Genomic DNA, 24,040 nt, shown 5'->3' on the forward strand with positions numbered 1-24,040 from the left:
CGTTGGCGATATGAACAAAGTGAATTTTTAATATATTACATCCAAATACTTGTTGCTAATATATCCTTGTTTGTTATTATATTTAATTTTGCATGTTTTTCCATCATTCAGTATAGTAACATAAGCTCCTTTTGGTATTCTAAGGACTGTGGAACTCTTACTATCCACACTTTTTCTCAATCGAATATTTTTATTTACATTGACTATTTTTCCCACATTGTATAATCTAATATAATTATTTTTTACATATCCAACTTTATTATTGTATTTAATTCTTACCCATTGATTACTTTTACCAACATTTCCTATATTGTCTAATATGCTAACAGTGCTGCCAAGGTTGATTTTGTCTATTATATTAGTTCTACTAGCAGTAGACGTACTACTACGTAAATTCAAGCTTTTTTTAACATTAATTACCTGACCTTTAGGTATACATACGTTATTATAAGTATCATTGATCATTTTAGTTAGTTTATTTGCCATATAGGTGAAACTCTCACTGTCTGAAGTTCTATATTTTTTATTTATCTCTAATTGTAATGTAGGTACACCTAGTTTTGAAGCACAGTAGGAAGACATTGTATAAACCTTGCCACCAGTGAAATATTTATTAACTGTGTAGTTATTGTTACCTAAAGAACTTTTTACTAAAGATAGTATATAATCTTGTCCTAATAGATTAATATTACTACTATTTCCCGTTCCTATATCTATATCACTGTCTTTGTCCGAAGTCATACCATGTAGATCAATAATTACTTTTATATCATTCTTAGCAACTATATCCTTTATTTTTTTACGATACTCAGTTTCTTCAGTTGTATAATTTTCGTCACCATTAGTACTAGCTTTGTAAATTATATGGGCTCCTGTTGCTTTGTGCAATGTTTTGGCCAGGGCTCCAGTATAAATATCTGCACTTTTATGGCTTTCGTTTCTCCATTGTTTAACTGTATGAGGAGCAGATATTAATATTGGTATGCTTCCCTTCTTATACTCATAGTCTTTTTCACTATTTCCAAAATAATTATTGCTTATAAATTGTGTTTCCTGATTTTTTATGTAATCTGTAGTGTATAAATTATTAGTGTCTGCATAAGATTTATTAGTTGTTAAATTGAAGATATTCATTATAGTAAGCATTGTTATAATCATCTTTTTTATTTTCACCACTATTTCTCCCCTATTTAATATGTATTTTTGTTATATTAACTCCTCAGTATCATAATTTACATCTGCATAGCCATCATAATCTAAATCAATTTGGCCATATGCCCCATCAATTATTCCATCTCCATCATAATCTACACCATAAGCCACTTCATCTACATATCCATCTCCATTGTTGTCAACTTCCATGAAAAATTCATCCATAGCTCCATCTCCGTCGTAATCTATACCTTCCATTACAACATCAGTAATACCATCTCCATCTATGTCTACTTCTGCATAAATGTCATCTATTATACCATCATCATCAAAATCAACACCCTGGATAGAGCTATCTGCATATCCATCTTCATTTGTATCCATTTCTGCATATATGTCATCTGTCATGCTATCTCCGTCTAAATCCATGGCCTTATAAGCTACATCATCTACTCCATCATTATCTAAATCTAAAAAATCGAAACCTGCACTTCCCCATCCATAGTCTGACATAATTTAATTCCTCCTAAAAATTACTTCCTATTAGAAATACATTTGTATCGTATGTGTTTATATTACTATCTATTGTTTTATAAATATCTTCAACTAAATCTTTTTTCCTTATATTAGTCATATTGTTTAAAGTCATTTGCTTACTTACATATATATTTGCTATTCTATCAAACAAGATTTTTTTTATAGCTTCATTACTATGATTTTCATACTGCTTTCCTAAAGCCATAAATAATTCTCGTAAATTGTCATTAGCTTCATTAACATAGTAAGGATACATATTATCTATTAAATGGTTTAATTTTTCTATAGCTTGATTAGTAAATAGATTTAATTTGCTACTTTCAATTGCCTTACTATTTTCATCTATTTTTTTGTTACTATATAAGTTCATTCCTTGCATAGCTAAAAAGGGTATAGATAGTCCCCCACCCATAACCAGGGTAGAAGCTACTGACACAGCCATTCCTATTCCAGCTTGCTTACTTTTTATCTTTGTATTAAACTCTCTTGTATTAAATTCACTATATATTACAAAAGAAAGCTGGCTTAAGCTTCTTTCAATTTCTGCCAAATGCCTATTAACTTGTGATGCTAATGAAAATAATTGTTTTTGTAGAATTTTAAATACTTTTTTATCTAATTTTACATTGTATTTATTAAATAGTTCAACTTCTCCCTGTTCAATAGCCTTTGGCATGTAAGCAGATATTATATCAAACTGATTTTTTTGACTTTGAATTTGATAATAAAGTGTATTTACTATGTTAGCTCTATCTTCATCTGTAATTTCTTTTCTTAGAATATTGTCTATCTCCATTTTAGTATAATAAATATTACCAAAAAAGTTAAATAAAATCATATCATTTACAGATTTGGCCCAGTTCATATACATACTTGGAATACTAGATTTTTTGATCATTGCATTTTTACTATATACAAAAACATCTTTCATGATTTGAGGTATTATATGGCTTCTTAGGTTTATATTTATTTTGTTTAAATCAAACCTAATTTCTACTTGAGTAAAGTCAGAATGTATTTTTTCATCTTCGTTATTTATAATAATATCTTTGATTTTTTTATTCTTAATATCTATTATTTTTTTGTTAGATGATTTAAAAATACTAAAATAAGTCTCATCATGTTTTATAAAAAATGGCATACTATTTTGGGTGAAACCTATGTTTTCACTATGGATATCTTCTAATAAATTTAATCCTAGTTTATTTTTACTGTCACTGCTAGTATGAATAATAAATATGTTTTTGCCGTCAAAAAATGCAAACTTATCATTATGTAAGATTAGTTTTGAGCTATTATTAATATTTGAAGATACTATTTTATTTTTTCCTTCTTTATTAATAAAAATCAAATTACCGTTGTATTTTACTATAAAAACTTCTGTGTTTTTATACTCAATGTCTTCTATAGTTCCACAAACACTTCCATAACAAATGCTACTTTCATTTGGTAAAATTCCTATTTTTTTATTAGTATTTACCCTTTCTTCTAAGTTTTCACTCAGATTTTTATTATTAGTAAATATGTATACATCTCTACTTATAGTGTCTTTTGATTTATCATAAAAGTAACCATTTATTTTTATCTCTTTATCCTCAACATGACATTTTTCTATATCATTTAAATTTATTTCAAAAGTATTAAATCCATTATCTAAAATAAACTTATTGTCAACTCTTTGAACAATTCCTAATATTAGATCCTTATTATCTATCTTAAAAATAGATTTCTCGTCATAAAAATTAGCTATAACTTCTCTTTGATTTTCACAAAGGTTTTTAAACTGTTCAAAAGACAATTTAATTACTAGTTTATATGGTGTTGTTTGCTGTGTTGTACCATCTAAAATTTGAAAATAAAGTTCATTATGTTGAAGAACTACAATTGATCCTTCTAATCTTATTGAAAATTTTTGTTTCTGCTGAGAATAGCTATAGTAATATTTTTTTAATTCTTCTTTTTTAAATAACTTTGTAGTTTCTTCTATTATAATATTACCTAAATTAGTTATTAAAATCTTTTTATCCCCTATTGGCAATTTGCCAAAAGTGCCTAGCTCAAAGTTACCTTTACTTTCGTAAATAACTTTTTCCCCTAACTTTAACATTTTGTCCTCCCAATCTTGTATATATTACTTTTATTCTTCATATAGTTGGTCTAATAATTTATTGCTTTTAATTTTTCAGATCTTTATAGTCACTATTAGATGATTATTTAGATTCTAAAGACTTAATTAGTTCAATATTTTTAATTTCATAATTATTAAAATCTTCTTCATTTCCTTGGAAGGTTGAATCTGGGGTATACCATGATTTTTCACTAAAATAGTTTATATACTTATCTTTTTTAAATACATATCCGTATCTGGCAAATATTTCATTCCTTATAAAACTTAATTCTTCATCAGTATAGGCTGATAGTTCTGTTTCAGTTAAGTATCTAGAATCACTGTCTACAATAAAATACTGGTCATTTTCTAAATCATTATTATATTCTTCAACCTCTGCTACTTCTGGAGCATCTTCTTCAACATCTTCTACTGCTGAAGTATATGTTTCTTGCTTTTCTTTAGGTTTATCTATTGGCAAAACTCCTCCTATAAATAAACCCGCTGTTACTCCTAATCCTACAACTGCACAAACAGTTACACAAGCAATAGCTATTTTTTTACCCTTATTAGAAGAATTATTTGGTTCAAAGGCCCTATTTACATTATTATTATACTGCTTTATAGTACTTTCCTCTGAGTCATTTTCCAAATTAGAAACTTCTTGTTCAATTGCAGGTTTCTTATTGTATTTTTTACTGCTATCTGCATTTTCTAGCATATAAATATATTCTTCAATATCTATATTTTTATTATCATTAACACTTCTCTTACTCAAATCATTTTCAATAGCTGCTTTATAAGAGTTGTCAATTATTTTAATACCATCATCATAAACCTTTTCACTTATATTAATTTTATTTATTATAATATATTTAGTAAATTCTCTATAATTAATAGGTCCAAACTCTCCACCTATTAATAGTCTTAATGCTCCTTTAAAAAGTAAAACTTCTTTTTCTCCAACTAAATCTAATAAAATAGTAGTAAAAATAAAATCTTTTATTGTATCTTCATTAAAACCAAAGCCTTTATCATACTGGATTTCTTCCATTTTGCAAGCTTCATCATAAGCACTTTCCATCTTTTGAATCAGTGATTCTTCACTTATTTCATTTAAATTTTGTAAAAACTTACTTTCCATAGAGTTTAGGACAGTTTTTTCTTCAACTTTATCCATAGACTTTTTTATATAGTTAGTAGCTTTTAGAATATCACTTTTTATTAACTTTAAAATTTCTTTGGAATCTATATTAGAAAACTCTTCTAAACTACTTTTGCTTAGATCATTTATAAAAAGACTAAGAACTTCACTATACAAACTAAAATCTTTATACTCTTGCTCTAAATACATTCTGGCTTCATTTTTATCAATATTTTCATAATGTGCTAAAGCTTTTTTATCACCTTCGTTGAAAGTACTTCCTTGTGACTTTATTCCTCTTCCAACATATTCTTTACATTTTTTCAGTAAAATTTCAAATTCTTCATGTCTCTTTTCATTTTCAGGTATTAATCCTGATTTAATCCATTTTATAAGCAAAGCCTCTCTATTTCTAATACTTACCTTATAAAAAATTAAGTTTGATTTTAATGAAGCTATATATGTATCTTCATCAAAATTGCTTCCTTCCCATTTGGAAGCTAAAGTTTTTTCTTGTTTTTCTTTTATTATTTTCCACTGATTAGCAAGAGTTGAAGCTATATTTACTGCAATCCCCCTAATAATCTTCTCACATGATTCTTTTGACAAAACGTTCCCTCCCCTAATAAAGGTGGTAACATTTATGTTACCACCTTGTTGAAAGTTTTATATACAAGCTTCCGCCTTATATCCATTAGGATTATTACACTGCCATCTCCAAGTGTCTTTGCACATTTCTTCCACACCAAACTTAGCTTCCCAACCAAGTTCTTTGTTAGCCTTACTTGGGTCTGCATAGCACATAGCAACATCTCCTGGTCTTCTATCTACTATTTTGTATGCAACTTCTTTTCCACTTGCTTTGCTAAAAGCATTTATCATATCAAGTACACTATAGCCATTTCCTGTTCCCAGGTTATAAGTAACTAGCCCTGGCAAACTATCAAGTTTGTCTAAAGCTTTTAGATGTCCTTTTGCCAAATCAACAACATGTATATAATCTCTAACTCCCGTTCCATCAGGTGTATTGTAATCATTTCCAAATACACTTAGTTGTTCAAGTTTGCCTACTGCAACTTGAGAAATATAAGGCATTAAGTTGTTTGGAATACCATTAGGATCTTCTCCTATTAGTCCACTTTCATGAGCTCCCACTGGGTTAAAATATCTAAGAATAGAAACATGAAGATTAGGATCTGCCTTACATATATCTCTTAGCATGTCCTCTATCATAAGTTTTGTTGCTCCATAAGGATTTGTAGTACTTAGCGGGAAGTCCTCTGTTATTGGGCAAGTATGTGGATCTCCATATACTGTTGCTGATGAAGAAAAAACAAATTTATTTACTCCATGTTTTTTCATCAAGCTTAAAACTGTTAATGTATTGCACAAATTGTTTTTGTAATACTCTAAAGGTTTTGCAACAGATTCACCAACTGCCTTAAAGGCTGCAAAATGTATTACAGAATCTATTTTATTTTCTTTAAATACTACTTCCAAAGATATTTCGTCATTAGTATCTAATTCATAAAATTTAAACTCTTTTTTACTTATTTCTTTTATTCTGTCTAAAACTGCAGGACAACTATTTGAAAAATTATCAACAATAATTACTTCTTTTCCTTCTTCCAATAATTCTACTACAGTATGACTTCCTATATATCCAGCTCCCCCTGTTACTAAAACTGCCATTTGTTAATTCCCCCTTATTCTCTATACTTAACTAAAGGGGTACACAAAAATGTTACCCCCTTGAATTAATCAAATTTAATTATTATATTAAACAGTTGCTGCCACTTCATCTAGAGTATTGTTTTCTATTTTCCCTGCTTTATTTCTTAAAAAATCCACAAAATCATCTCTTAGTTCTGGTCTTTTTAGCGCAAAATCAACAGTGGCTTCTAAGAAACCTAACTTGTCACCTACATCATATCTTCTTCCTTCGAAGTTGTATGCATATATAGCTTCCTTTGTAGCCAAAGTTTGAAGAGCATCAGTAAGCTGAATCTCCCCACCTTTTCCTGGTTCTTGATTTTCTAATATGTCAAATATGGCAGGTGTTATTATGTATCTTCCAAGAATTGCTATATTTGAAGGTGCTTCTTCTATAGCTGGTTTTTCAACCATATCTTTTACTTTATATACTCTGTCTTCTATATGTTTAACGTCAAGTATTCCATATTTGTTTACCTTATCTTTGTCTACTTGTTGAACACCTAATATGGAAGTTTTGTATTCATCGTAAGCATTTATCATTTGTTTTAGACAAGGAGTTTTTGCATCTACTATGTCATCTCCCAATAGTACTGCAAAAGGTTCATTCCCTATAAAACTTTTTGCACAGTGTACAGCATGTCCAAGTCCTTTCGGCTCTTTTTGTCTTATGTAATGTATGTTAACCATGTTTGATATGTCTTGTACCATTTCTAACATGGCAGATTTTCCTTTTTTCTCAAGTTCAAGCTCAAGTTCTACACTTCTATCGAAGTGATCTTCTATACATTTTTTATTTCTTCCTGTAACTATTAATATTTCCTCTATACCAGAGGCTATTGCCTCTTCTATTATATATTGTAGAGTTGGCTTGTCCACTATTGGTAACATTTCTTTTGCTTGTGCTTTTGTTGCAGGTAAAAATCTAGTTCCTAGTCCTGCTGCTGGTATAATTGCTTTTTTTATTGTTTTTCTCATATTATCCTCCGTATCCCATAAGTCCAACCCCATATGTTAGCTTACTTAATTATTTACTTTTACCCTGGCCATATGTACAATTTGCCATATGGCTTAATTTACGCTTATATTTTCTTTGTTTTTTTTTCTCTTTTTCATAAAATAAAGAGCTAAGACCATAGCCACCAAAGCTATTAATATTAGTTCTATACTCGCCCCGTCAGCCACATGCATGGAAAGGGTCAGCATAATGGCTCCAGCTATGGCATTTCCTACAAAAATTCCAAAAAATGCATCTACTATTCTCATTTTAAAAATAGATGCCAATGCGGAAGCAGACCAAGACCCTGTAGTAGGTAGTGGCACGCCAACAAAAACTATAATTCCTATTATGCTGGCGGTTTTTAACTTCTTAGCTCTTCCTTCTATTTTTTTATCAACCCACCTAATTACTTTGTTAAAATATTTTCTATGTCTAAAAAAATCTATAACTTGTCTAAATGCTAGTACTACTGGCACTGCTATTATAGATGATCCTATAACACAAGTTATATATAGGTATATAGGATTTAGATCCATTGCTATACCTAAGGGTATGGCCCCTCTTAATTCTATAATTGGAATCATTGATAAAAAAAGTAATTTAATATATTCCATATATTGTTTACCCCTTTATTTTAATTACTTTTAGTTTTATTTTACACAATAAAATACAATTTTACAAAAAATTCTATTTTTACCATTCATGTCTAATTTTAATTTTGTTAATTTGCAGTTTATTTTTATTGTGATAATGAAGATAAAGCTGATAAAAAATAATAAGTAAAAGACTTAGTGCTTATATATTAAGAAAATTAAGAGATAAGTACAGTAAGCACAAAATAGTAGTAAATATACTGTGCTTATTTGTGTAAGCACAAGCATAAGTTCAAATTTAAGCACAGGCTAAGAATTAGTAAGGGTCAATATTTTAACTAAGATTGTGCTTAGTGTTTCTATATAGATATGCATTTAATTAATTATTATAAAAAATATAGAAAAAATAGGCGCCTATGTGTATGCGCGCGCGTATAGGAAATTTTGCATTAAAGCACAACACAAAAGCACAAAATATAAAATATAAAATAGAAATTTGGAGGGGAGCTAATACGGTCCTGAAAAAACATTTATTAGAAAATCATCTTAAGAATATAGGACTAAACATTATGTGCTTATGTTTCCCAGAAATAGATAGAAACATAATCAAGGCAACAAGTTGTAATGTAGTAAAATACAGGTGTGTAACTAGTAGTGTGCTTACTGTTCTTATAATGTATACTAGAGTAATAAATAATAATATAATATAGGAAATAGGCGCACGCACACACATATATACGTATATACGTATATAGAAAAGTTTGACCATAAAGAACAGACAAATGAACGCTATGTAGGCACATCTAATTTGGGGAGGAATAAAGATGAATGTTTTAATGAGATATGAGAGTGTAAATTAATTTGTGCTTTAGAGTAATTTCAATCCTCTATAGTAATGTTATTTAATTATAATATCTGTAAAATTTAATTAAATATTCATTTGTTGGGTATTTAATCTATAAATGGTAAAACTAAATCTAGTGGAGTCTAAAAACTTTTTTAAGTCTTTATTCTCCATCAAAATCTAGATATAGATTTTAAAAATTATATTCTATTATCAAAGAATATAGATAACTGATTATAGATACTATCCCAGTTTCTATATCTCATTGTCCACTTTTTCATTATATTTTGACTTGCTAGATAAAGCATTTTTAGCAATGATTGATCTGGTGGGAAAGTGGATTTTGTTTTTGTTACTTTTTGCCCCATTTTTCTTCAAGAAAATCTAGAGACGATAAGGCTTCTGCCTCATTTACTGCTTTATAAGCACTCTTAAAACCATCTTTATTAACACCTAAAATAACATATGCAGCTTTATTTTTTATCTTAAACTCTTCTCTAACTTTGTAATGAATAGCATCTTTAAACATATCCTTTTTAAATTTATTTTGTATTCTTTTTACAAATACATCTTTGTCCATGCTTTTGAAATATTCAATATTTTTATTATCAGTTCCAACTGTTTTAGAACCTTTGTTGTTTTTAATATTTTATATGCTAACAAGATGTTATTTTCACTTGTTATATAATCCATAAGATTATTAAATTTGAAATTATTACTAGCTTTAAGATAAATCTCATCAAAAGTATTTTGTATATCATAGTATTCATTATTTCTTAGTAATTGTCTTTTCTCTAAGGTTAAGCTTTCCTCCAAGTCTATTACTTCCTCCTATATATTTATACATTTGGTTTCATATCTCTTAGTCTTACTCGAACCTTGGATTATTCAGTATTTAATTTTCAAAGTTCAAATTGTCTAGTGGCTATTGCTAAAATATCATTACAATATTTATTATTGCTTCATGCCACCACTCTCACTTGGATTAAGATAAGTTATACAATATTTGTTTTCCTTATCAATACTTCTTCGATGGTAAAATCTCCATATTCCAAGTTTTCCTTGTTCCAATATTACTATCTATACATATACCCTTAGGTCGCCGGTATGAGCCTGTAAGCTTGATAATGCCTATAACATTATATGGACTTTCATAACTTCGAATTTTACTAATCCACACTTACTTCACTTTATATGACATATTCATTTCTGAATATTAGACCTTTAGACCCGTACATTCCCGACTTCGTCAGTTTACGTTTAAACATCCTAACCATAGATATTTTTAGACTCTAGACCTATCACCACTCGACTGCCTCCAGTTCGAATTTCCTCAGCTTATGCTGTTAGGGTAGCTCTCAGTCGTTTTAACGAGCTTCTAACAATTTTACCTATCAAAGTGCTAGTCGTAACTTTGAGAAGGCATTTTAGGACGTTACTCCTTCATTCTACCTTTCGTAATATTAGTTCTAATAATTTTTAAAATTATTAGGGTAGTTTTGTAGTAAACCCCCGCTTACCTTTGTCTACCAACAAGTCACACCAAAGTGATCTTCTATACATTTTTTATTTCTTCCTGTAACTATTAAAATCTCTTCTATACCAGATGCTATTGCCTCTTCTATGATGTATTGTAGAGTTGGTTTGTCTACTATTGGTAACATTTCCTTTGCTTGTGCTTTAGTTGCAGGTAAAAATCTTGTTCCAAGTCCTGCTGCTGGTATTATTGCTTTTCTTACTGTTTTTCTCATATTCCCCTCCATTTTTCCCACTGTTTTAAATGTTATATCGTTTTTGTATCCATTTAAACAACTTTATTTAATCGTTCTTATTATTTAAATTCTATCTTTATATGAGGGTATAACAAAAATGAATATACCCCCAAAAAGTAGACAAATAATATAATATAATTTTTAACCAAAGTGCTAATTTTAAATTAGCACTTTTTAACTATGATAATTTTTTGAAATACGTTTATTATATTCTATCGGTGTCATACAATTTAACTTTCTTTGGTATCTTCTAGAATTATAATAAATCATATATTCATCAATCTTAGACTTTAATGACTCCTAGTCTTTGAATTTTCTAGAATGATACATTTCAGTCTTCAAAATTGCCCAAAATCCCTCCATTGGTCCATTATCAATGCACCTACCAGGTCTAGACATACTTTGTTGCATATTAGCATTATTCAATTTATCTTTAAAAACTCTAGTTGTATATTGAAATCCTCTGTTACTATGAAATAATGGATGAGCATGAGGATTTAAGGCTACCGCCTCATCAAAATTATCAAATACTAAAGCGTTATTATTGTATTTACTAACTTTATATGCAACAATACGTCGATCTCCTAAGTCTAAAATAGCACTTAAATATAATTTTTTTCCTCCAGCATATTTAAACTCAGTTACATCAGTAAGCCATTTTTGATTGCTATACTTAGCCTTAAAATTTCTACTTAATATATTTTGTGCAGTAATTTCTGGAGTCGTTTTTTTATACTTACATTTCTTTATTCTAACAACCGACTGTATTCCTTCTATTTTCATTAATCTATAGACTCTTTTATCATTGATTATTATATCGCAATCTCTTCGAAGAATTATTCCCATTTGACGATATCCTAAATTTGTATTTTTTTTTATACAAATTTTTTATTAATGCTAATGCTGTTTTATTTTCTTTATCAGACTTAGTTTCAATTCTATTTAACCACTTCTAATACGCGGAGCGACTGATTTCCGCTATATCACAAAGCATATTAACAGAATACTTTTTTCTTCAACTAAAGATTTTATAGTTACATATATTTTTTCATTTCTTATTCTATGTATGCTCAACTCCTTTCTATTTGCTTCAACTTTTTTAAAAACTCAACTTCTACTTCTAAGTACTTTGTCTTAGATTTTAATAATTTATTTTCAATTTTTATACGATCTAATTCAGTCAACTCTTCTTCAGATTTCTTTTTCCCTCTTTTATCGATTAAAGCATCAAGACCACCTTTTTCATACTTTAGAACCCATAGCCTTACTTGTTGATATGAAACACTGAATTTTACAGCAGTTTCATTATAGTTCATACTATTTTCAAGATAATCTTTAACAATTTCTACGCGTTCGTCAAAAGTTATTGGTCTTTCTTTAATCATAACAATTTTACCTCCCGTATTTTGGAACTTAATATTCTTATGATTATTGTTGTCATTTATCCAATTTTCTAATTGTGTTGTAGAGCGAATTTTATATTTTTTACAAATATCTCTTCTACTGTACTTGCCGGAGTGCCAATCATTTAAAGCAGAAATTTTAACTTCATCTGAGTAAAAAGTTTTTTTAGATGAGGTAGTTAAGCCTTCGGCTCCAAAGATTTCATATAAATCCAGCCACTGAAATACTGTTCCTGGTTTTACATTATAATCTTTAGCTATTCTATAAGCGCTTCTCTTATTTGATAAATAATCTTGTACTGCTATTAATTTTTCTTCTGGTGAACATTTTGTTGGTACTGGCATAAAAAATACTCCTCCTTATTTCAACAATTTATAATTTTCAAACTGTCTACTTTAAGGGGAGCACTTCAAAATGTTATACCCTATTGTTATGTCAATAAGAACATCAGCCTATATTTTATATAATCCAAAGTAACCTTTTGTTTATCTTTCAAATTTATCACCCTCGCACATCCTTTTATACTTCAAATTATTACCAAACATTATATCTATGAAATAATTTAAAAATTCTGTGGTTGAAGAATTTTAAATTATTTTTTGCACTAGTAATAGTTTGTACTAAACAGACTTTGGAATAGTTAGAAAATAATAGAAAGCTATCAGGTATTTCTGATAGCTTTTCAACAATAAATAATAATAATTTATTTTTTGAATTATTAACCGTTAGGTTAATGCAATTAAATAATTTTATTAAGTTAAATCATTCTACAAAGCAAGTTCATGTTAATTTAACTCGTTTAAAATCAGAAGGATACAATGTAGAATTAATATAATTTGAGTAGGTAAGTTTTACCCGTAAATTTTTTAAAAAGTTGGTCAAAAGTACTTGCAAATCTACATTTATATCATAAGAACATAAATTTCTTACTAAAGATACTATCCTTAAAATAATATCTAAATCATTATATTTTGTATTACTTGACTATTTTTGCTTATCAAATCACTTCATATTTATTTCTCTATAGACTATTTTCTATAGATACTTTACTTATTTTAATACAATTAGTTTCAAAAACTACTGTAGTTCATTCTTACACATTTCTAATGCAGAGGCAATTACAGCATCCATATCATAATATTTATATTCACCAAGTCTACCACCAAAAGTAATATTAAGTTCAGATTTGGCTAACTCTTTATACTCTCGATATAGATTTCCATTTTTGTCATCATTAACTGGATAGTACGGTTCATCTCCTAATTTCCATTCAGAACTATATTCTTTAGAAATAATTGTTTTAGATAAATCATTTCCGTTTTCATCTTTTCCAAATTCAAACCATTTATGTTCAATAATTCTAGTCCAAGGAGTTTCGTTATCAGTATAATTAATTGCTGCATTACCTTGATAGTTTGGAATATCTAACAATTCATTCTCAAAGCGTACTGATCTATACTCTAGTGTTCCTAATTTATAATTAAAATACTCATCAATTGGTCCTGTATATATAACTTTATTAGCCAATTTATCTAATTCTTCTTTATTTTTTAGATAATCAACTTCAAGTCTTACCTCAATACCTGCTAACATATTTTCTACCATCTTTGTATATCCACCAACTGGAATACCTTGATATAAAGCATTGAAGTAATTATTATCAAATGTCAATCTAACAGGTAAACGTTTAATAATAAACGAAGGTAAATCTTTGCAATCTCTCCCCCATTGTTTTTCAGTATAACCTTTGATAAGCTTCTCGTATATATCACGACCAACTAAAGATATAGCTTGTTCTTCTAAGTTTTTAGGTTCGCCAACTATTTCTTTTCTTTGTTCATCAATTTTAACTTTAGCTTCATTAGGAGTTACTACTCCCCACATTTGATTAAATGTATACATATTAAAAGGTAGAGAATATAATTCACCTTTATAATTAGCTACTGGCGAATTAGTAAATCTATTAAATGTTGCAAATTGATTTACATAATCCCACACTTCTTTGTTGTTAGTATGGAATATATGTGCTCCATACTTATGGAAGTTTATACCTTCTACTTTTTCAGTATAAACATTTCCTGCAATATGGTCACGTCGATCAATAACCAAAACACTTTTTCCCTTTTTCTTAGCTTCTTGTGCAAATACTGCACCATATAAACCTGATCCTACTATTAAATAATCGTACATATTAATACTACCCCTTTAATTCTAATGTATTCTTCATACTTTTTATCAATCTTTTATATGAATCTTCCAGACCAATTTGGGGTTTCCATCCTAGTTTACTTAATTTATCTGAATTAAGTTTCAATTTTGTATCTTCTGCATAACCATATTGATTATTTTCTGGAATTTCAAATTCAACCATTATTCTACCATTAGCTATTTTATCACATACTAAATGTGCCATATTTATAATACTTGTATGTGATTCTGGATTTACTACGTTATATGCTTCACCATTTTCTCCATCTAGTAAAATAGTTAATAATCCAGCTACAGTATCACTTGTGTAGCAATAATTGCCTTCTGAGTTTCCTTTTGTGTGTAATGCAATATTTTGATTATTTATTACACATTTTGCAAACTGTGCAAAAACTCTATTTTCTCCTTCAAGTATTCCTGCTCCAAAAGTCTGAGATAGACGTGCAATCTTAACTGGAATGGAATGTTGTGATAAGTATGCTATACATAAGTTTTCACAAAGCCTTTTACTTTCAGGATAATTACTTCTTAACTTTAATGGATTAATATATCCAAGATCATTCTCAGTTACCTCATATTCATCTTTAATAGTTCCATACATTTCCATAGATGAAACATAAACAACAGATTTACATTTTTTTTCTTTAGCTAATTCTAGAATATTTTTAGTTCCATCTACTGATGTCATTATTGTCTCAACTGGTTTTTCAATCATAGTTTTTGAAGAGGTAACGCTAGCACAATGAATAATATAATCTATTCTTTCATCAATATTTATCTTATCTAATATATCCCCTTTAATAATATGTAAATCATTTCTTTCTAACATCGAGCAATATATTTTCTTTGCTTTTTCAATATCTCTTACTAATACTAATATCTTAATATCGCAATTTTTCTTCACATTTGCCCATATTAAACTTCTTACTAACGATACTCCTATTAAACCTGTAGCCCCTGTTATCAGTATTGTAGAATCCTTCATTTTTGTAAAATCAACATTACTATCCAATACAAAATCTAAATCTTGTTGTACTACTTCATCATTTATTACATTTAACATATTTTATCCCTCCTAATCGTCTTTTTTTTCGAAATACTACAAATCACTTCTATTATCATTTTTTCTTTCAATATAAATAACAGGAAAAAATAAGAAACAAAAAATGAAATTGATGTAAATAATAGTATAAAAAATACATTTATATTTAAATACGTAATCCAATATGACACAATCACACTAATAAAAATAGAAACTATAATTTTCCAATATTTTATTTCTTTAAATGCATCCCTCATTTGATCTTTTAATGCTCTGTACTGAATTATCAATACAACAAATTCTGCAACTAAAGTTCCTATAGCAGCACCGACCGATGCAAATCTCACAATTAATAATGAATTGATAGCAAGATTTATAATTGCACCCATTACCACAGAAACTAATACACTTTTCTCACGTCCTAATGGAACTAAAACTTGGATACCCAAAATATTAGTAATTCCTATCAATATAAGAGTTGGCATAATTATCTGCATTGGTATTATAGAAGAATGGTATGCATCTCCTGACAAAAAATATATACCATATTTAGCATAAATAATAAAATATATCATCATTGGAAACGCAATAATAATAACAAAATTCAAGGCTTTCTTACTTATTTGCCAGAATTTATCCATCATATTATGTTCTACATAATATGATGATCTTGGTAGTAAAACTGTACCTAGTGATGTAACAATACTAACTAATATTGTTTTTATACGTACAGCAGCATTATAATATCCTACGTCTTCATTAGTAGACATAAAACCAAGCATAACTGTATCTAAATTAGTATATATAGTTGTAGCGCATGCCATTGCAAAAAATACAAATATTGGCCTTAGATGCTGTTTCAAATCATATTTTTTTAAAGGCTTTAAATCGATATACTTATGTACATTTATAAAATTAAATATATTTGATGCTGAAGAGGCCAATATTGTAATTCCTCCGTATATTATGTAATCCTCCTGTTCATGAACTAGAATAAACATAAATATTAAAGAAATTATTTTTGCAATCAACGATCTAACCGTAATGTATGTATATTGTTCTAAAGCTTTATATATCCATTCCATTCCTATAGAAGTTAAAAAAATAGTACAACTAATAATTATATATAGATTTTTTTCTTCTCTAAGTTTTGGAATTTTAATTAATAAAATTACAAGTACTAAATACGATAGTAAATTCATTATTAAATTAATAATTAATAATTCATGTGCAACTTTAGTTAGTTTTTTTCTATCGTCTCTTACTTTTGCACAGGTCCTAACTCCATAAGTTGGTATACCTAACTGTGCAAAAATATTAAAATAAGCTATTAATGATGTCGCAAAAGCTACCTTACCAGTTCCTGTTGGTAGTAAAACACGCGAAACATACGGAAATGTTATCATTGGAAAAATAAATGACGACATTGTTAGAAATATATTCATAATATAATTTATTTTTAATGATTTTTGTTTTAAATTAGCCATAATAATACACTTCTCCAAATAAACAATTATCAACATAATTTGTTATTTTTTTCAATATAATCGATAAAAATATAGAAATTATAATACAAATACCATAATTAAATATATCGTAAGTAACTAATCCAACCAAATTGAAAATTGTTCTAATAGAAACATGTGTCAAATATAATTCCAGAGAATATTCTCCAAATAATGTTAATATTTTTTTTGTACTTACAAAATTCTTTTTATAGAATAAATAATTAAACACACAAGAAATCAAAATCGTATAAGATACAGCTGAAATAGAATTCATAATTCTATTATTAAATAATTTAATTAATGTAATATTATATATTCCCATTATTAGTACAGCAATTTTAATTATTAATCCGCATAAGTAAAATATTTTATCTTCTATATGAGTTTCTGCATCTTCATATACTTTTTTTGCAAAATAAGTACCTAAGACAAATATAATCAATCTATAAAGTGCTATTTCTAAATTTAAATAAATATTTTTATTAAATATTTTAATAAAAATAATGAAACTTGTTATTAATGTTAACATTAACACTAAAGTTATTTTTCTTTGTTTGTCTTCTCTGTTAAATAAAAAAAATAAAAAAGGATATAATATATATGTTAATAAAATAAAAGCTATGAACCAAAAATTTTTATTTCCATCAAACCAAAATGATAATAAAAATAAATCGTTGAAATAAGTGTATATATTTTCATTTAATATTACTATATCTTTTATGAACCAAAATATAATTCCTAAAATAAAATATGGAACTAAAACTCTTTTAAATCTTTTCAAGTAAAAGCATCTAATATTTTCATTTTTTTTCAACGAAAACCATAAACATATTCCTGACATAAATAAAAATATTTCTACTCCAATACTTTTTATAAGTAAGTTATAAATATTGGATATCAGTAATAACTTTTTATTTATTTCTATAGCACCTGCAATATCTTCAAAATAATGAAAAATAATTATACTAATAATTGATATTCCATATATTTCATTTCTGTAGGTACTTATAGTACCCCATTTACGAAAACTTGTCAGCATAATGACCTCCACATATATCTTAAGATTTTAATACAATTAACTTATAAATAATTTTTTAATATTTGATTTTAATTTTCAAAATACCTCTTTCAGTAATTTTCAAACGAATAAAAAACAAATCAAACAATAACCAAAAAATTATTGTTCTAAAAAAACCATATGAAAAGTGTTGTTCATAAAATTTATTTGAAAAAAACGAAAAAATTAAAGAACTAAATATATATCCGTAAGTTACTGTATAAAAAATATTTTTACTAGTATTATAAAATCTTTTCACTAGTTCATAAATACATTGACAAATTAATGCCATTATCGACGTTAACCAAATAATACCAAAATATCCATAGTCATAAATAAAAGGATAGAAAATAGAATATACATTTCCTAAATTAAATCCATTGACCTTTTGATAAGGTAAATCTAAAACATAATCTGTAAAAAGACCAAATTTTTCACCAAACCAATGTACTAAATAAATAAAAGTTTGATTGTTTTGACTTGTCCAATACGTATTTTTTTCACTTAAGAAAATATCAAGATTCTTTATTGGTGCACCACAATACTTCGCTAAATAATCTACCATAGATACACTACTTTGTGTCACGCTATTTCTTCCTAGTAATTCTCCTATAAATTGAAATAAGTATAAAACAATAGTAGCCATGAATACTAGTTTAAGTATATTTTTAAATTTAAACTTAAAAGCAAATGCATGATTTCTAACCAGTATAAAATACGAACATACACATACTGAGATTATCATGTTAACAATTCCGTTTCTTCCACCCAAAAGACTAGAGTTAACCATAGCCAAAATAATCACAACTAAATCTAAAAAAGGTATTTTTCTTTTATTTATCAATTTATTTGAAAAAGTATATGCAAACCAATAGCCTGCTGCTGAAACAGCTGATCGCAACCATAAAATATATCCTGGAAAATTCATTTTCAATGTTCCATTGACTGAATGATATCTATATAAAAATATTGCATTTGATAAATCTGATGCACCATATATCTTAGTTATATTCTTAAGAGATCTTATCACTAAAAATATAACAATAATTTCAAATACAATAAATATTAGATACTTCCATCTTTCTATACTAATAATTTCTGCTTGTTTATCGACTTGTAATTTATTTTTTCTATACATTACTAAATGAACAAAATAAGAAATAGTAATAAACAGTAAGGTTCCACCACTTATAACCAAAAATGTATTTAAACGTAAATTCAAATTCCATGTATTTATGTATGCTGTAGCCCAAACTGAAGAAAATAGAAAGGATGCACAAAATATAAAAGATGGAGCAAATACATCTTTATTATTAAGAAGCCAGGCAATATATAAAAAAATACTCAATACTATTATTAATAAAATCATACATTTCCTCCTGCATAATATAAATACATATTTTCTAAATTAATAACTATAATTTTAAACATTTTTTAGTGAAATATCCTTCTCTTATTTTTTTACCTACATTTTGTGTATTTTCTAAAAGTTTAAAATAATCATTTTCTGATAAATTTTTCAATTCTCCATTAATGTCTTCTAATGATTCAATTAAAATACCACAGTTATATTTCCTTATAAAATCAGCAATTGCAGCTTCTTTCCAAACTACTACAGGTAATCCCGCTGCTAAGTATAACGATGTTTTATGCGGATTATTTATTTTTAAGTACTCTCCATATACACCTGAACATGTCATAGATGTTTCTCCATCCCAAACTAGACCAAAGCTACCTTTCATATTAAATGGTAAGTCATCTGGTGGAAATACTCCAAAATAATGTATATTATCATGTTGCCCTTGTTCATATCCAACACCATATAAATTAAACTTTACATTAGTTGGTAAATCATATACATACTTTGCTTTATGTTTTCTTAAGGCACCCGCAATGATAATAGGTTCTTTTAAAGAAAATGACTTACATGCATGTTTTTGTTCAAAATTTGGAATTAAATAATCAAATATTTCTAAACATACTAATTTTTTTTCATCAAAACCAATATTTACTAGTTTGTTCTTCATTTTCTCATTATGCACTATTACCCTATCACATAAATGTAATAAGCTCTTTTCTTCAATACTAATTCTAATTCTCTTCTTTATTGAATTGTCCTTTTTAAGAGCTACTCTAAACATATCTAAATCATGAACTAATAAAACAACAGATACTCCCTTTTTTTTCATTTTTTTTATTAATTTCCATAAAAGAAGTGAATGATGTATTACTGGAAACTGAATTAGCAATACATCATCAGTACTTAAGTTTATTAATTTTTTTTCCCATTCATCTACAACTTTTTTATGACTTAATATTTTTTCTTTTTTACTATTTTTTCTTTTTTCTGCGTTAATTTCAATATTTATAGCTTCAAAACCTTCAGAAGTAAGTATAGATTCAAAGTCATCTCTTGCCTTTGTACCAGCTGTAAATTTAACACCTTCTTCAATTTGAAACTCTTTTATAAAATATTTCATAATATTTAAACCCTTCCATTTCAGATAGATTAAAAATCTAGTTGTAGATTTTCTCTAGCATCGTATAATGCTCTAAAAATATAAAAATCATCTGGTGTTGTAATCTTTACATTTTCTGTCGGTCCAACAACAACACTTAATTCTTTTCCGTATTGTCTCATCATTGTACATGAATCAATTATATTAATATTTCCGTCATTTATTGCTTTTCGATCTACTTCTAATATTTCTTTTAACCAGAAACTTTGCGGAGCTTGAGCTAATCTTGAACTAGATCTATCTGGAATGTTATTTACTTTTCCTTCATCACTTACTAAAACTGAAGTTTCAGTAGCAAGCTTACAAGTAATTGCTGATCCATGTTTTTTTACAGAATCAATATTTTTACTAATAATGTTTTTATTTATTAATGGTCTTACTCCATCATGTATTAAGACTATGTTTTTTTCAACTCCAAATACTTCTTCTGCAGCACACAAACCGTTATAAATTGATAATTGACCAGTTTTTCCACCTGGAACAATTTTCTTAATTTTATCTAATCTATATCTATATTTCATTTCTTCCATATAAGGAATCCATTCTTCAATGCAAACAACAATTATCCCATCGATTTCATCATGGTATTGAAATTGTTCAATTGTATGAACTATAATTGGCTTACCATGAACCATTAAAAATTGTTTTGGTTTATCTTTTGTTTTCATTCTAGTACCTAATCCACCTGCAAAAATAACGCCTATATTCATCTTTAACTACCTTTATAACATAAAAAATTATTGTTATATTCCTTTCAAAGTATTTATTTTAATTAATTAAATATACTAATTTTATAATTAGTCATTTATCCAAATATCCATTGGATGTGCTACTTGTTTACTTTTAGGAGGGACTTGCATATAATTCCCATATAATGATTTTAAATAAAAATCCCAACAACCTGGAGCATTAAATTCTATTCCTTCAAATTGAACTTTTTCAAATTTTAGATAATCTTCTTTTGGCATCTTTTCATTAACACCATATCCCATAGCAATACCACCAATATATTTGGAACTATCTACAGAATACGTTCTAGATATTTTATTTATATATGAAACAATTATTTTTGTACTTATTGGCATTAACATAGCTTTAATAAAAGGTTTTATCATTTTTTTAACTAAGGTCTTTCCTTGATTAGTTTTGGATTTTTTTATTCTAAGTAACATTCTTGCAAATAAAGATTTATTAAATAAATCTTTTATAATTTTATCATCATCTGGCAACCCATCTAAAGGCAAAATATCTATCCATAACCATCTTTCTGTAGGATCATCTATGTATATTTTTTCAATTTCTGTCCTTGTATCAAAAACTTTACAAAACGGATAATTTAGATTACCAAATTCAAAAGCAGCAACTTTGTAGTGAGAATCTTTCTCTAATTCACTTGCAATTTCAAGAAATTTATCATAATCAGGCCTAGGCATTAAAATATCAATATCATCATCCCACGGAATAAAGCCTTTGTGTCTAATTGCTCCTAGCAATGTACCGCCTGCAAGATAATACCTTAATTTGTATTTTTCGCATATTATTACAAACTGTTTTAAAATTTCTAACTCATAAAAGTGTATTTCTTCTAGAGTTAGTTTACGCCTACTCATTAGGTAATCCTTTCATAATAGAGTATATAGATGAAACACCAAATGCCAACATAATAAAAGAATAAACAATTATATATACATTAACCATTCTAGAAATTATCGCTAATAAAAACAATAATCCAGAAACTCCATTTATTGATATAACATTAACCGCTAATATTTTAACTATTCCAAAAGTCGAGCGATCTTTCATATTTTTCGAAGCTTCTTTACCATAAACACATTCTTTTTTTTGTATAATAAGTCTTGGCAATAAAGTGCATATACCTGCAATTGCTCCCATAATACAAAAATCTATATCTCTTAAAAACGGGATTGAAATTAATGAATTTTCACTAGCTGCATAAATACCCGCACCAAAATATACAACAAACATTGCAACATATCCAGCTAACGCATCCCATAAATCTCCAGCTTTAGAACATGTATCGGTATATCTAGCAATATTTCCATCTATACCATCACTTATATTCCAAATCCAAAAAAGTAAATATCCCAATAATGCACCTTGCACACTTGGAATAAATATAAAACAAGCTAGTGATAGCAAACACGAATAAAACGATACAATCGTAACTGCTGTAGCAGTTATCTTTGTGTTAAGAAATAAAATTGTCATATAATCACATATGGGTCTCCATAAGTAATAACTAACATAATCAATCTTAACAAATTGTCTCTTATACTCGGGCAAAGTTTTCTTATGTAACTCTTTTATACTAATCATATTTCCTACCTTCTAATTTATACGTCAAATAATTACAAATTTGAGTAAAATTTAATATATTTATTTTTCATTACAGTTGTATTGTATATTTCATATACATCTTGATAAGCTTTATCAGCTAATTCTACTGGGAATTTATTCATAGATTCTTTTATCCTATCTGCATACTCTTTCGCTGAATTGCAAATATATCCGTTTACTCCATCTTTAATTACACTTTTATTTCCCATTACGTTACTAACTAATATTAGCTTCTTTATATACATATTTTCTATTAAGCTCATCGCAATCGCTTCTCCTAATGAACATAATACAAAAGCATCTGCTCCTTTAGCCATAGCCAGTGCCTTTTTTCTTGGTAGCCATCCTGTAATTTTCACATTGGGAGATGTTATCTCATTTTCTAATTCTCCACCACCTATCCAAACAAAATTTGCTTCAGGAACTAATTTTGCTATTTCATTAAATAGTTTAGGCTGTTTTTGTGTGCATGCTCTCCCTAGAGTAAATACAGTAAATTGATCATTAAAATCAGGTTGAATTCCATCAAGTGAACTTGATAAATCTTGAATGTTGATTCCAGTTTCAATATAATATGTTCTTTTTGTCAATTTTTTTGCAACATCATCCTCGCTTTCACAGCAAGTTAAAGTTAATGCATTAGAATATTTACCTAGGAATTTTTCTACTGTTTCATACAAAAAGCACTTAAGTCCATTTCCCATCAAAATATGTGCATAACCATGCGGCGTATAAACAAGATTTTTCTCTCTATATTTAAATGCTAATCTACCTATACCACCAGCCACTGAAGAGTGTAAATGTATTACATCTGGTTGTATTTCTCTTTCTATTTTTCTTAACTCTTTTATAACTATGTAATCGTTGTAAATATTCATTATACTTTTTGATCCAAATGATTTTACTTCAATTAAATGAACTCTATCATCTAAAAAATCTTTATAATTGTCTGGTGTTTGTGGTCTCACTGCATAAGCTAAATATACATCAAATTCATCGACCATATCATTGCAAAGCTGTGACACATAAGTGAAGACTCCACCACCAAACGCTTCGCAAACCATTAATATTTTTTTCATGAT

At 27.6% G+C, this 24,040-nt stretch carries 22 protein-coding genes and 3 pseudogenes; 1 reads left to right on the forward strand and 24 read right to left on the reverse strand.

The window, feature by feature from the left end; all coding sequences use genetic code 11:
• Nucleotides 1-27: 27 nt before the first annotated feature.
• The 7 genes from JW646_RS04230 to JW646_RS04260 all read right to left on the reverse strand — a co-directional run bounded on the left by JW646_RS04230 (nt 28) and on the right by JW646_RS04260 (nt 8,267).
• Nucleotides 28-1,173, reverse strand: coding sequence for an SH3 domain-containing protein (locus JW646_RS04230; RefSeq protein WP_228416704.1), 1,146 nt, complete (start codon nt 1,171-1,173; stop codon nt 28-30).
• Nucleotides 1,174-1,206: 33 nt separating this feature from the next.
• The gene (locus tag JW646_RS04235) at nt 1,207-1,665 is read right to left on the reverse strand and encodes a hypothetical protein (RefSeq protein ID WP_228416705.1); all 459 of its coding nucleotides are present in this window, start codon (nt 1,663-1,665) and stop codon (nt 1,207-1,209) included.
• A gap of 13 nt (nt 1,666-1,678) precedes the next feature.
• Nucleotides 1,679-3,796, reverse strand: a complete 2,118-nt coding sequence (locus tag JW646_RS04240; RefSeq protein WP_228416706.1) for a hypothetical protein — start codon at nt 3,794-3,796, stop codon at nt 1,679-1,681.
• A gap of 103 nt (nt 3,797-3,899) precedes the next feature.
• A complete protein-coding gene (locus tag JW646_RS04245) occupies nt 3,900-5,549 on the reverse strand; it encodes a YARHG domain-containing protein (protein WP_228416707.1) in 1,650 nt (549 codons plus the stop codon).
• A 57-nt stretch (nt 5,550-5,606) separates the two neighbouring features.
• On the reverse strand, nt 5,607-6,632 hold the full coding sequence (gene galE / locus JW646_RS04250; protein ID WP_206924547.1) for a UDP-glucose 4-epimerase GalE: 1,026 nt from the start codon (nt 6,630-6,632) through the stop codon (nt 5,607-5,609).
• 87 nt (nt 6,633-6,719) lie between these two features.
• Nucleotides 6,720-7,631 carry a UTP--glucose-1-phosphate uridylyltransferase GalU gene (gene galU / locus JW646_RS04255; RefSeq protein ID WP_228416708.1) on the reverse strand — a complete coding sequence of 304 codons (912 nt, stop codon included), beginning with the start codon at nt 7,629-7,631 and terminating at the stop codon, nt 6,720-6,722.
• 93 nt (nt 7,632-7,724) lie between these two features.
• The gene (locus JW646_RS04260; protein ID WP_228416709.1) at nt 7,725-8,267 is read right to left on the reverse strand and encodes a COG2426 family protein; all 543 of its coding nucleotides are present in this window, start codon (nt 8,265-8,267) and stop codon (nt 7,725-7,727) included.
• A 401-nt stretch (nt 8,268-8,668) separates the two neighbouring features.
• Here JW646_RS04260 and JW646_RS04265 point away from each other — a divergent pair, with 401 nt between their 5' ends.
• Complete coding sequence (locus tag JW646_RS04265) at nt 8,669-8,956, forward strand: hypothetical protein (RefSeq protein WP_228416710.1); 288 nt, start codon at nt 8,669-8,671, stop codon at nt 8,954-8,956.
• 334 nt (nt 8,957-9,290) lie between these two features.
• On the opposite strand, the pseudogene JW646_RS20385 reads toward JW646_RS04265, so the two are convergent.
• From JW646_RS20385 to JW646_RS04345, 17 genes and pseudogenes are all read right to left on the reverse strand, one after another.
• Nucleotides 9,291-9,452 (reverse strand): annotated as a pseudogene (locus tag JW646_RS20385) (IS256 family transposase); the annotation flags it as partial.
• Complete coding sequence (locus JW646_RS20390) at nt 9,443-9,670, reverse strand: transposase (protein ID WP_228416712.1); 228 nt, start codon at nt 9,668-9,670, stop codon at nt 9,443-9,445. The gene JW646_RS20390 and the pseudogene JW646_RS20385, both read right to left, overlap by 10 nt.
• Nucleotides 9,649-9,906 (reverse strand): hypothetical protein, encoded by a 258-nt coding sequence (locus tag JW646_RS04280; RefSeq protein WP_228416713.1) that lies wholly within the window; start codon nt 9,904-9,906, stop codon nt 9,649-9,651. The genes JW646_RS20390 and JW646_RS04280 overlap by 22 nt, the downstream gene beginning before the upstream one ends.
• A 728-nt stretch (nt 9,907-10,634) precedes the next feature.
• Nucleotides 10,635-10,841: pseudogene (locus JW646_RS04285) on the reverse strand (sugar phosphate nucleotidyltransferase); the annotation flags it as partial.
• A 195-nt stretch (nt 10,842-11,036) separates the two neighbouring features.
• Nucleotides 11,037-11,150, reverse strand: a pseudogene (locus JW646_RS20335) (IS3 family transposase); the annotation flags it as partial.
• Nucleotides 11,151-11,162: 12 nt separating this feature from the next.
• On the reverse strand, nt 11,163-11,747 hold the full coding sequence (locus JW646_RS04290) for an IS3 family transposase (protein WP_228417369.1): 585 nt from the start codon (nt 11,745-11,747) through the stop codon (nt 11,163-11,165).
• A 185-nt stretch (nt 11,748-11,932) separates the two neighbouring features.
• Nucleotides 11,933-12,610, reverse strand: coding sequence for a helix-turn-helix domain-containing protein (locus tag JW646_RS04295; protein ID WP_228416714.1), 678 nt, complete (start codon nt 12,608-12,610; stop codon nt 11,933-11,935).
• Nucleotides 12,611-13,343: 733 nt separating this feature from the next.
• On the reverse strand, nt 13,344-14,456 hold the full coding sequence (gene glf / locus JW646_RS04300) for a UDP-galactopyranose mutase (protein WP_228416715.1): 1,113 nt from the start codon (nt 14,454-14,456) through the stop codon (nt 13,344-13,346).
• A 7-nt stretch (nt 14,457-14,463) separates the two neighbouring features.
• Nucleotides 14,464-15,537 (reverse strand): NAD-dependent epimerase/dehydratase family protein, encoded by a 1,074-nt coding sequence (locus JW646_RS04305; protein ID WP_228416716.1) that lies wholly within the window; start codon nt 15,535-15,537, stop codon nt 14,464-14,466.
• On the reverse strand, nt 15,531-17,003 hold the full coding sequence (locus JW646_RS04310) for a flippase (RefSeq protein ID WP_228416717.1): 1,473 nt from the start codon (nt 17,001-17,003) through the stop codon (nt 15,531-15,533). The genes JW646_RS04305 and JW646_RS04310 overlap by 7 nt, the downstream gene beginning before the upstream one ends.
• Nucleotides 16,996-18,063, reverse strand: a complete 1,068-nt coding sequence (locus JW646_RS04315; protein WP_228416718.1) for an acyltransferase family protein — start codon at nt 18,061-18,063, stop codon at nt 16,996-16,998. Before JW646_RS04315 ends, JW646_RS04310 begins: the two co-directional genes overlap by 8 nt.
• A 55-nt stretch (nt 18,064-18,118) precedes the next feature.
• Nucleotides 18,119-19,450: an O-antigen polymerase gene (locus JW646_RS04320; protein ID WP_228416719.1), complete on the reverse strand. Its 1,332-nt coding sequence runs from the start codon at nt 19,448-19,450 to the stop codon at nt 18,119-18,121.
• Between the two features lie 46 nt (nt 19,451-19,496).
• A complete protein-coding gene (locus JW646_RS04325) occupies nt 19,497-20,561 on the reverse strand; it encodes a hypothetical protein (protein ID WP_228416720.1) in 1,065 nt (354 codons plus the stop codon).
• 29 nt (nt 20,562-20,590) lie between these two features.
• Nucleotides 20,591-21,310 carry an IspD/TarI family cytidylyltransferase gene (locus tag JW646_RS04330; protein WP_228416721.1) on the reverse strand — a complete coding sequence of 240 codons (720 nt, stop codon included), beginning with the start codon at nt 21,308-21,310 and terminating at the stop codon, nt 20,591-20,593.
• 87 nt (nt 21,311-21,397) lie between these two features.
• Nucleotides 21,398-22,210 carry a LicD family protein gene (locus tag JW646_RS04335; RefSeq protein WP_228416722.1) on the reverse strand — a complete coding sequence of 271 codons (813 nt, stop codon included), beginning with the start codon at nt 22,208-22,210 and terminating at the stop codon, nt 21,398-21,400.
• The gene (locus JW646_RS04340) at nt 22,203-22,937 is read right to left on the reverse strand and encodes a CDP-alcohol phosphatidyltransferase family protein (RefSeq protein WP_228416723.1); all 735 of its coding nucleotides are present in this window, start codon (nt 22,935-22,937) and stop codon (nt 22,203-22,205) included. Before JW646_RS04340 ends, JW646_RS04335 begins: the two co-directional genes overlap by 8 nt.
• A 32-nt stretch (nt 22,938-22,969) precedes the next feature.
• Nucleotides 22,970-24,037 carry a glycosyltransferase gene (locus JW646_RS04345; RefSeq protein WP_228416724.1) on the reverse strand — a complete coding sequence of 356 codons (1,068 nt, stop codon included), beginning with the start codon at nt 24,035-24,037 and terminating at the stop codon, nt 22,970-22,972.
• Nucleotides 24,038-24,040: the final 3 nt, after the last annotated feature.

Origin of the sequence: Terrisporobacter hibernicus (genome assembly GCF_020809405.1) — a bacterium.
GTDB lineage: Bacteria > Bacillota > Clostridia > Peptostreptococcales > Peptostreptococcaceae > Terrisporobacter > Terrisporobacter petrolearius.

Excerpts from the sequence above, each read along its gene's own strand:
- JW646_RS04235 (WP_228416705.1), bottom strand. The coding sequence starts at position 1,665 with ATGTCAGACTATGGATGGGGAAGTGCAGGTTTCGATTTTTTAGATTTA.
- JW646_RS04240 (WP_228416706.1), bottom strand. The coding sequence starts at position 3,796 with ATGTTAAAGTTAGGGGAAAAAGTTATTTACGAAAGTAAAGGTAACTTT.
- galE (WP_206924547.1), bottom strand. The coding sequence starts at position 6,632 with ATGGCAGTTTTAGTAACAGGGGGAGCTGGATATATAGGAAGTCATACT.
- galU (WP_228416708.1), bottom strand. The coding sequence starts at position 7,631 with ATGAGAAAAACAATAAAAAAAGCAATTATACCAGCAGCAGGACTAGGA.
- JW646_RS04260 (WP_228416709.1), bottom strand. The coding sequence starts at position 8,267 with ATGGAATATATTAAATTACTTTTTTTATCAATGATTCCAATTATAGAA.
- JW646_RS04265 (WP_228416710.1), top strand. The coding sequence starts at position 8,669 with ATGCGCGCGCGTATAGGAAATTTTGCATTAAAGCACAACACAAAAGCA.
- JW646_RS20390 (WP_228416712.1), bottom strand. The coding sequence starts at position 9,670 with ATGGACAAAGATGTATTTGTAAAAAGAATACAAAATAAATTTAAAAAG.
- JW646_RS04295 (WP_228416714.1), bottom strand. The coding sequence starts at position 12,610 with ATGCCAGTACCAACAAAATGTTCACCAGAAGAAAAATTAATAGCAGTA.
- glf (WP_228416715.1), bottom strand. The coding sequence starts at position 14,456 with ATGTACGATTATTTAATAGTAGGATCAGGTTTATATGGTGCAGTATTT.
- JW646_RS04305 (WP_228416716.1), bottom strand. The coding sequence starts at position 15,537 with ATGTTAAATGTAATAAATGATGAAGTAGTACAACAAGATTTAGATTTT.
- JW646_RS04310 (WP_228416717.1), bottom strand. The coding sequence starts at position 17,003 with ATGGCTAATTTAAAACAAAAATCATTAAAAATAAATTATATTATGAAT.
- JW646_RS04315 (WP_228416718.1), bottom strand. The coding sequence starts at position 18,063 with ATGCTGACAAGTTTTCGTAAATGGGGTACTATAAGTACCTACAGAAAT.
- JW646_RS04320 (WP_228416719.1), bottom strand. The coding sequence starts at position 19,450 with ATGATTTTATTAATAATAGTATTGAGTATTTTTTTATATATTGCCTGG.
- JW646_RS04325 (WP_228416720.1), bottom strand. The coding sequence starts at position 20,561 with ATGAAATATTTTATAAAAGAGTTTCAAATTGAAGAAGGTGTTAAATTT.
- JW646_RS04330 (WP_228416721.1), bottom strand. The coding sequence starts at position 21,310 with ATGAATATAGGCGTTATTTTTGCAGGTGGATTAGGTACTAGAATGAAA.
- JW646_RS04335 (WP_228416722.1), bottom strand. The coding sequence starts at position 22,210 with ATGAGTAGGCGTAAACTAACTCTAGAAGAAATACACTTTTATGAGTTA.
- JW646_RS04340 (WP_228416723.1), bottom strand. The coding sequence starts at position 22,937 with ATGATTAGTATAAAAGAGTTACATAAGAAAACTTTGCCCGAGTATAAG.
- JW646_RS04345 (WP_228416724.1), bottom strand. The coding sequence starts at position 24,037 with ATGAAAAAAATATTAATGGTTTGCGAAGCGTTTGGTGGTGGAGTCTTC.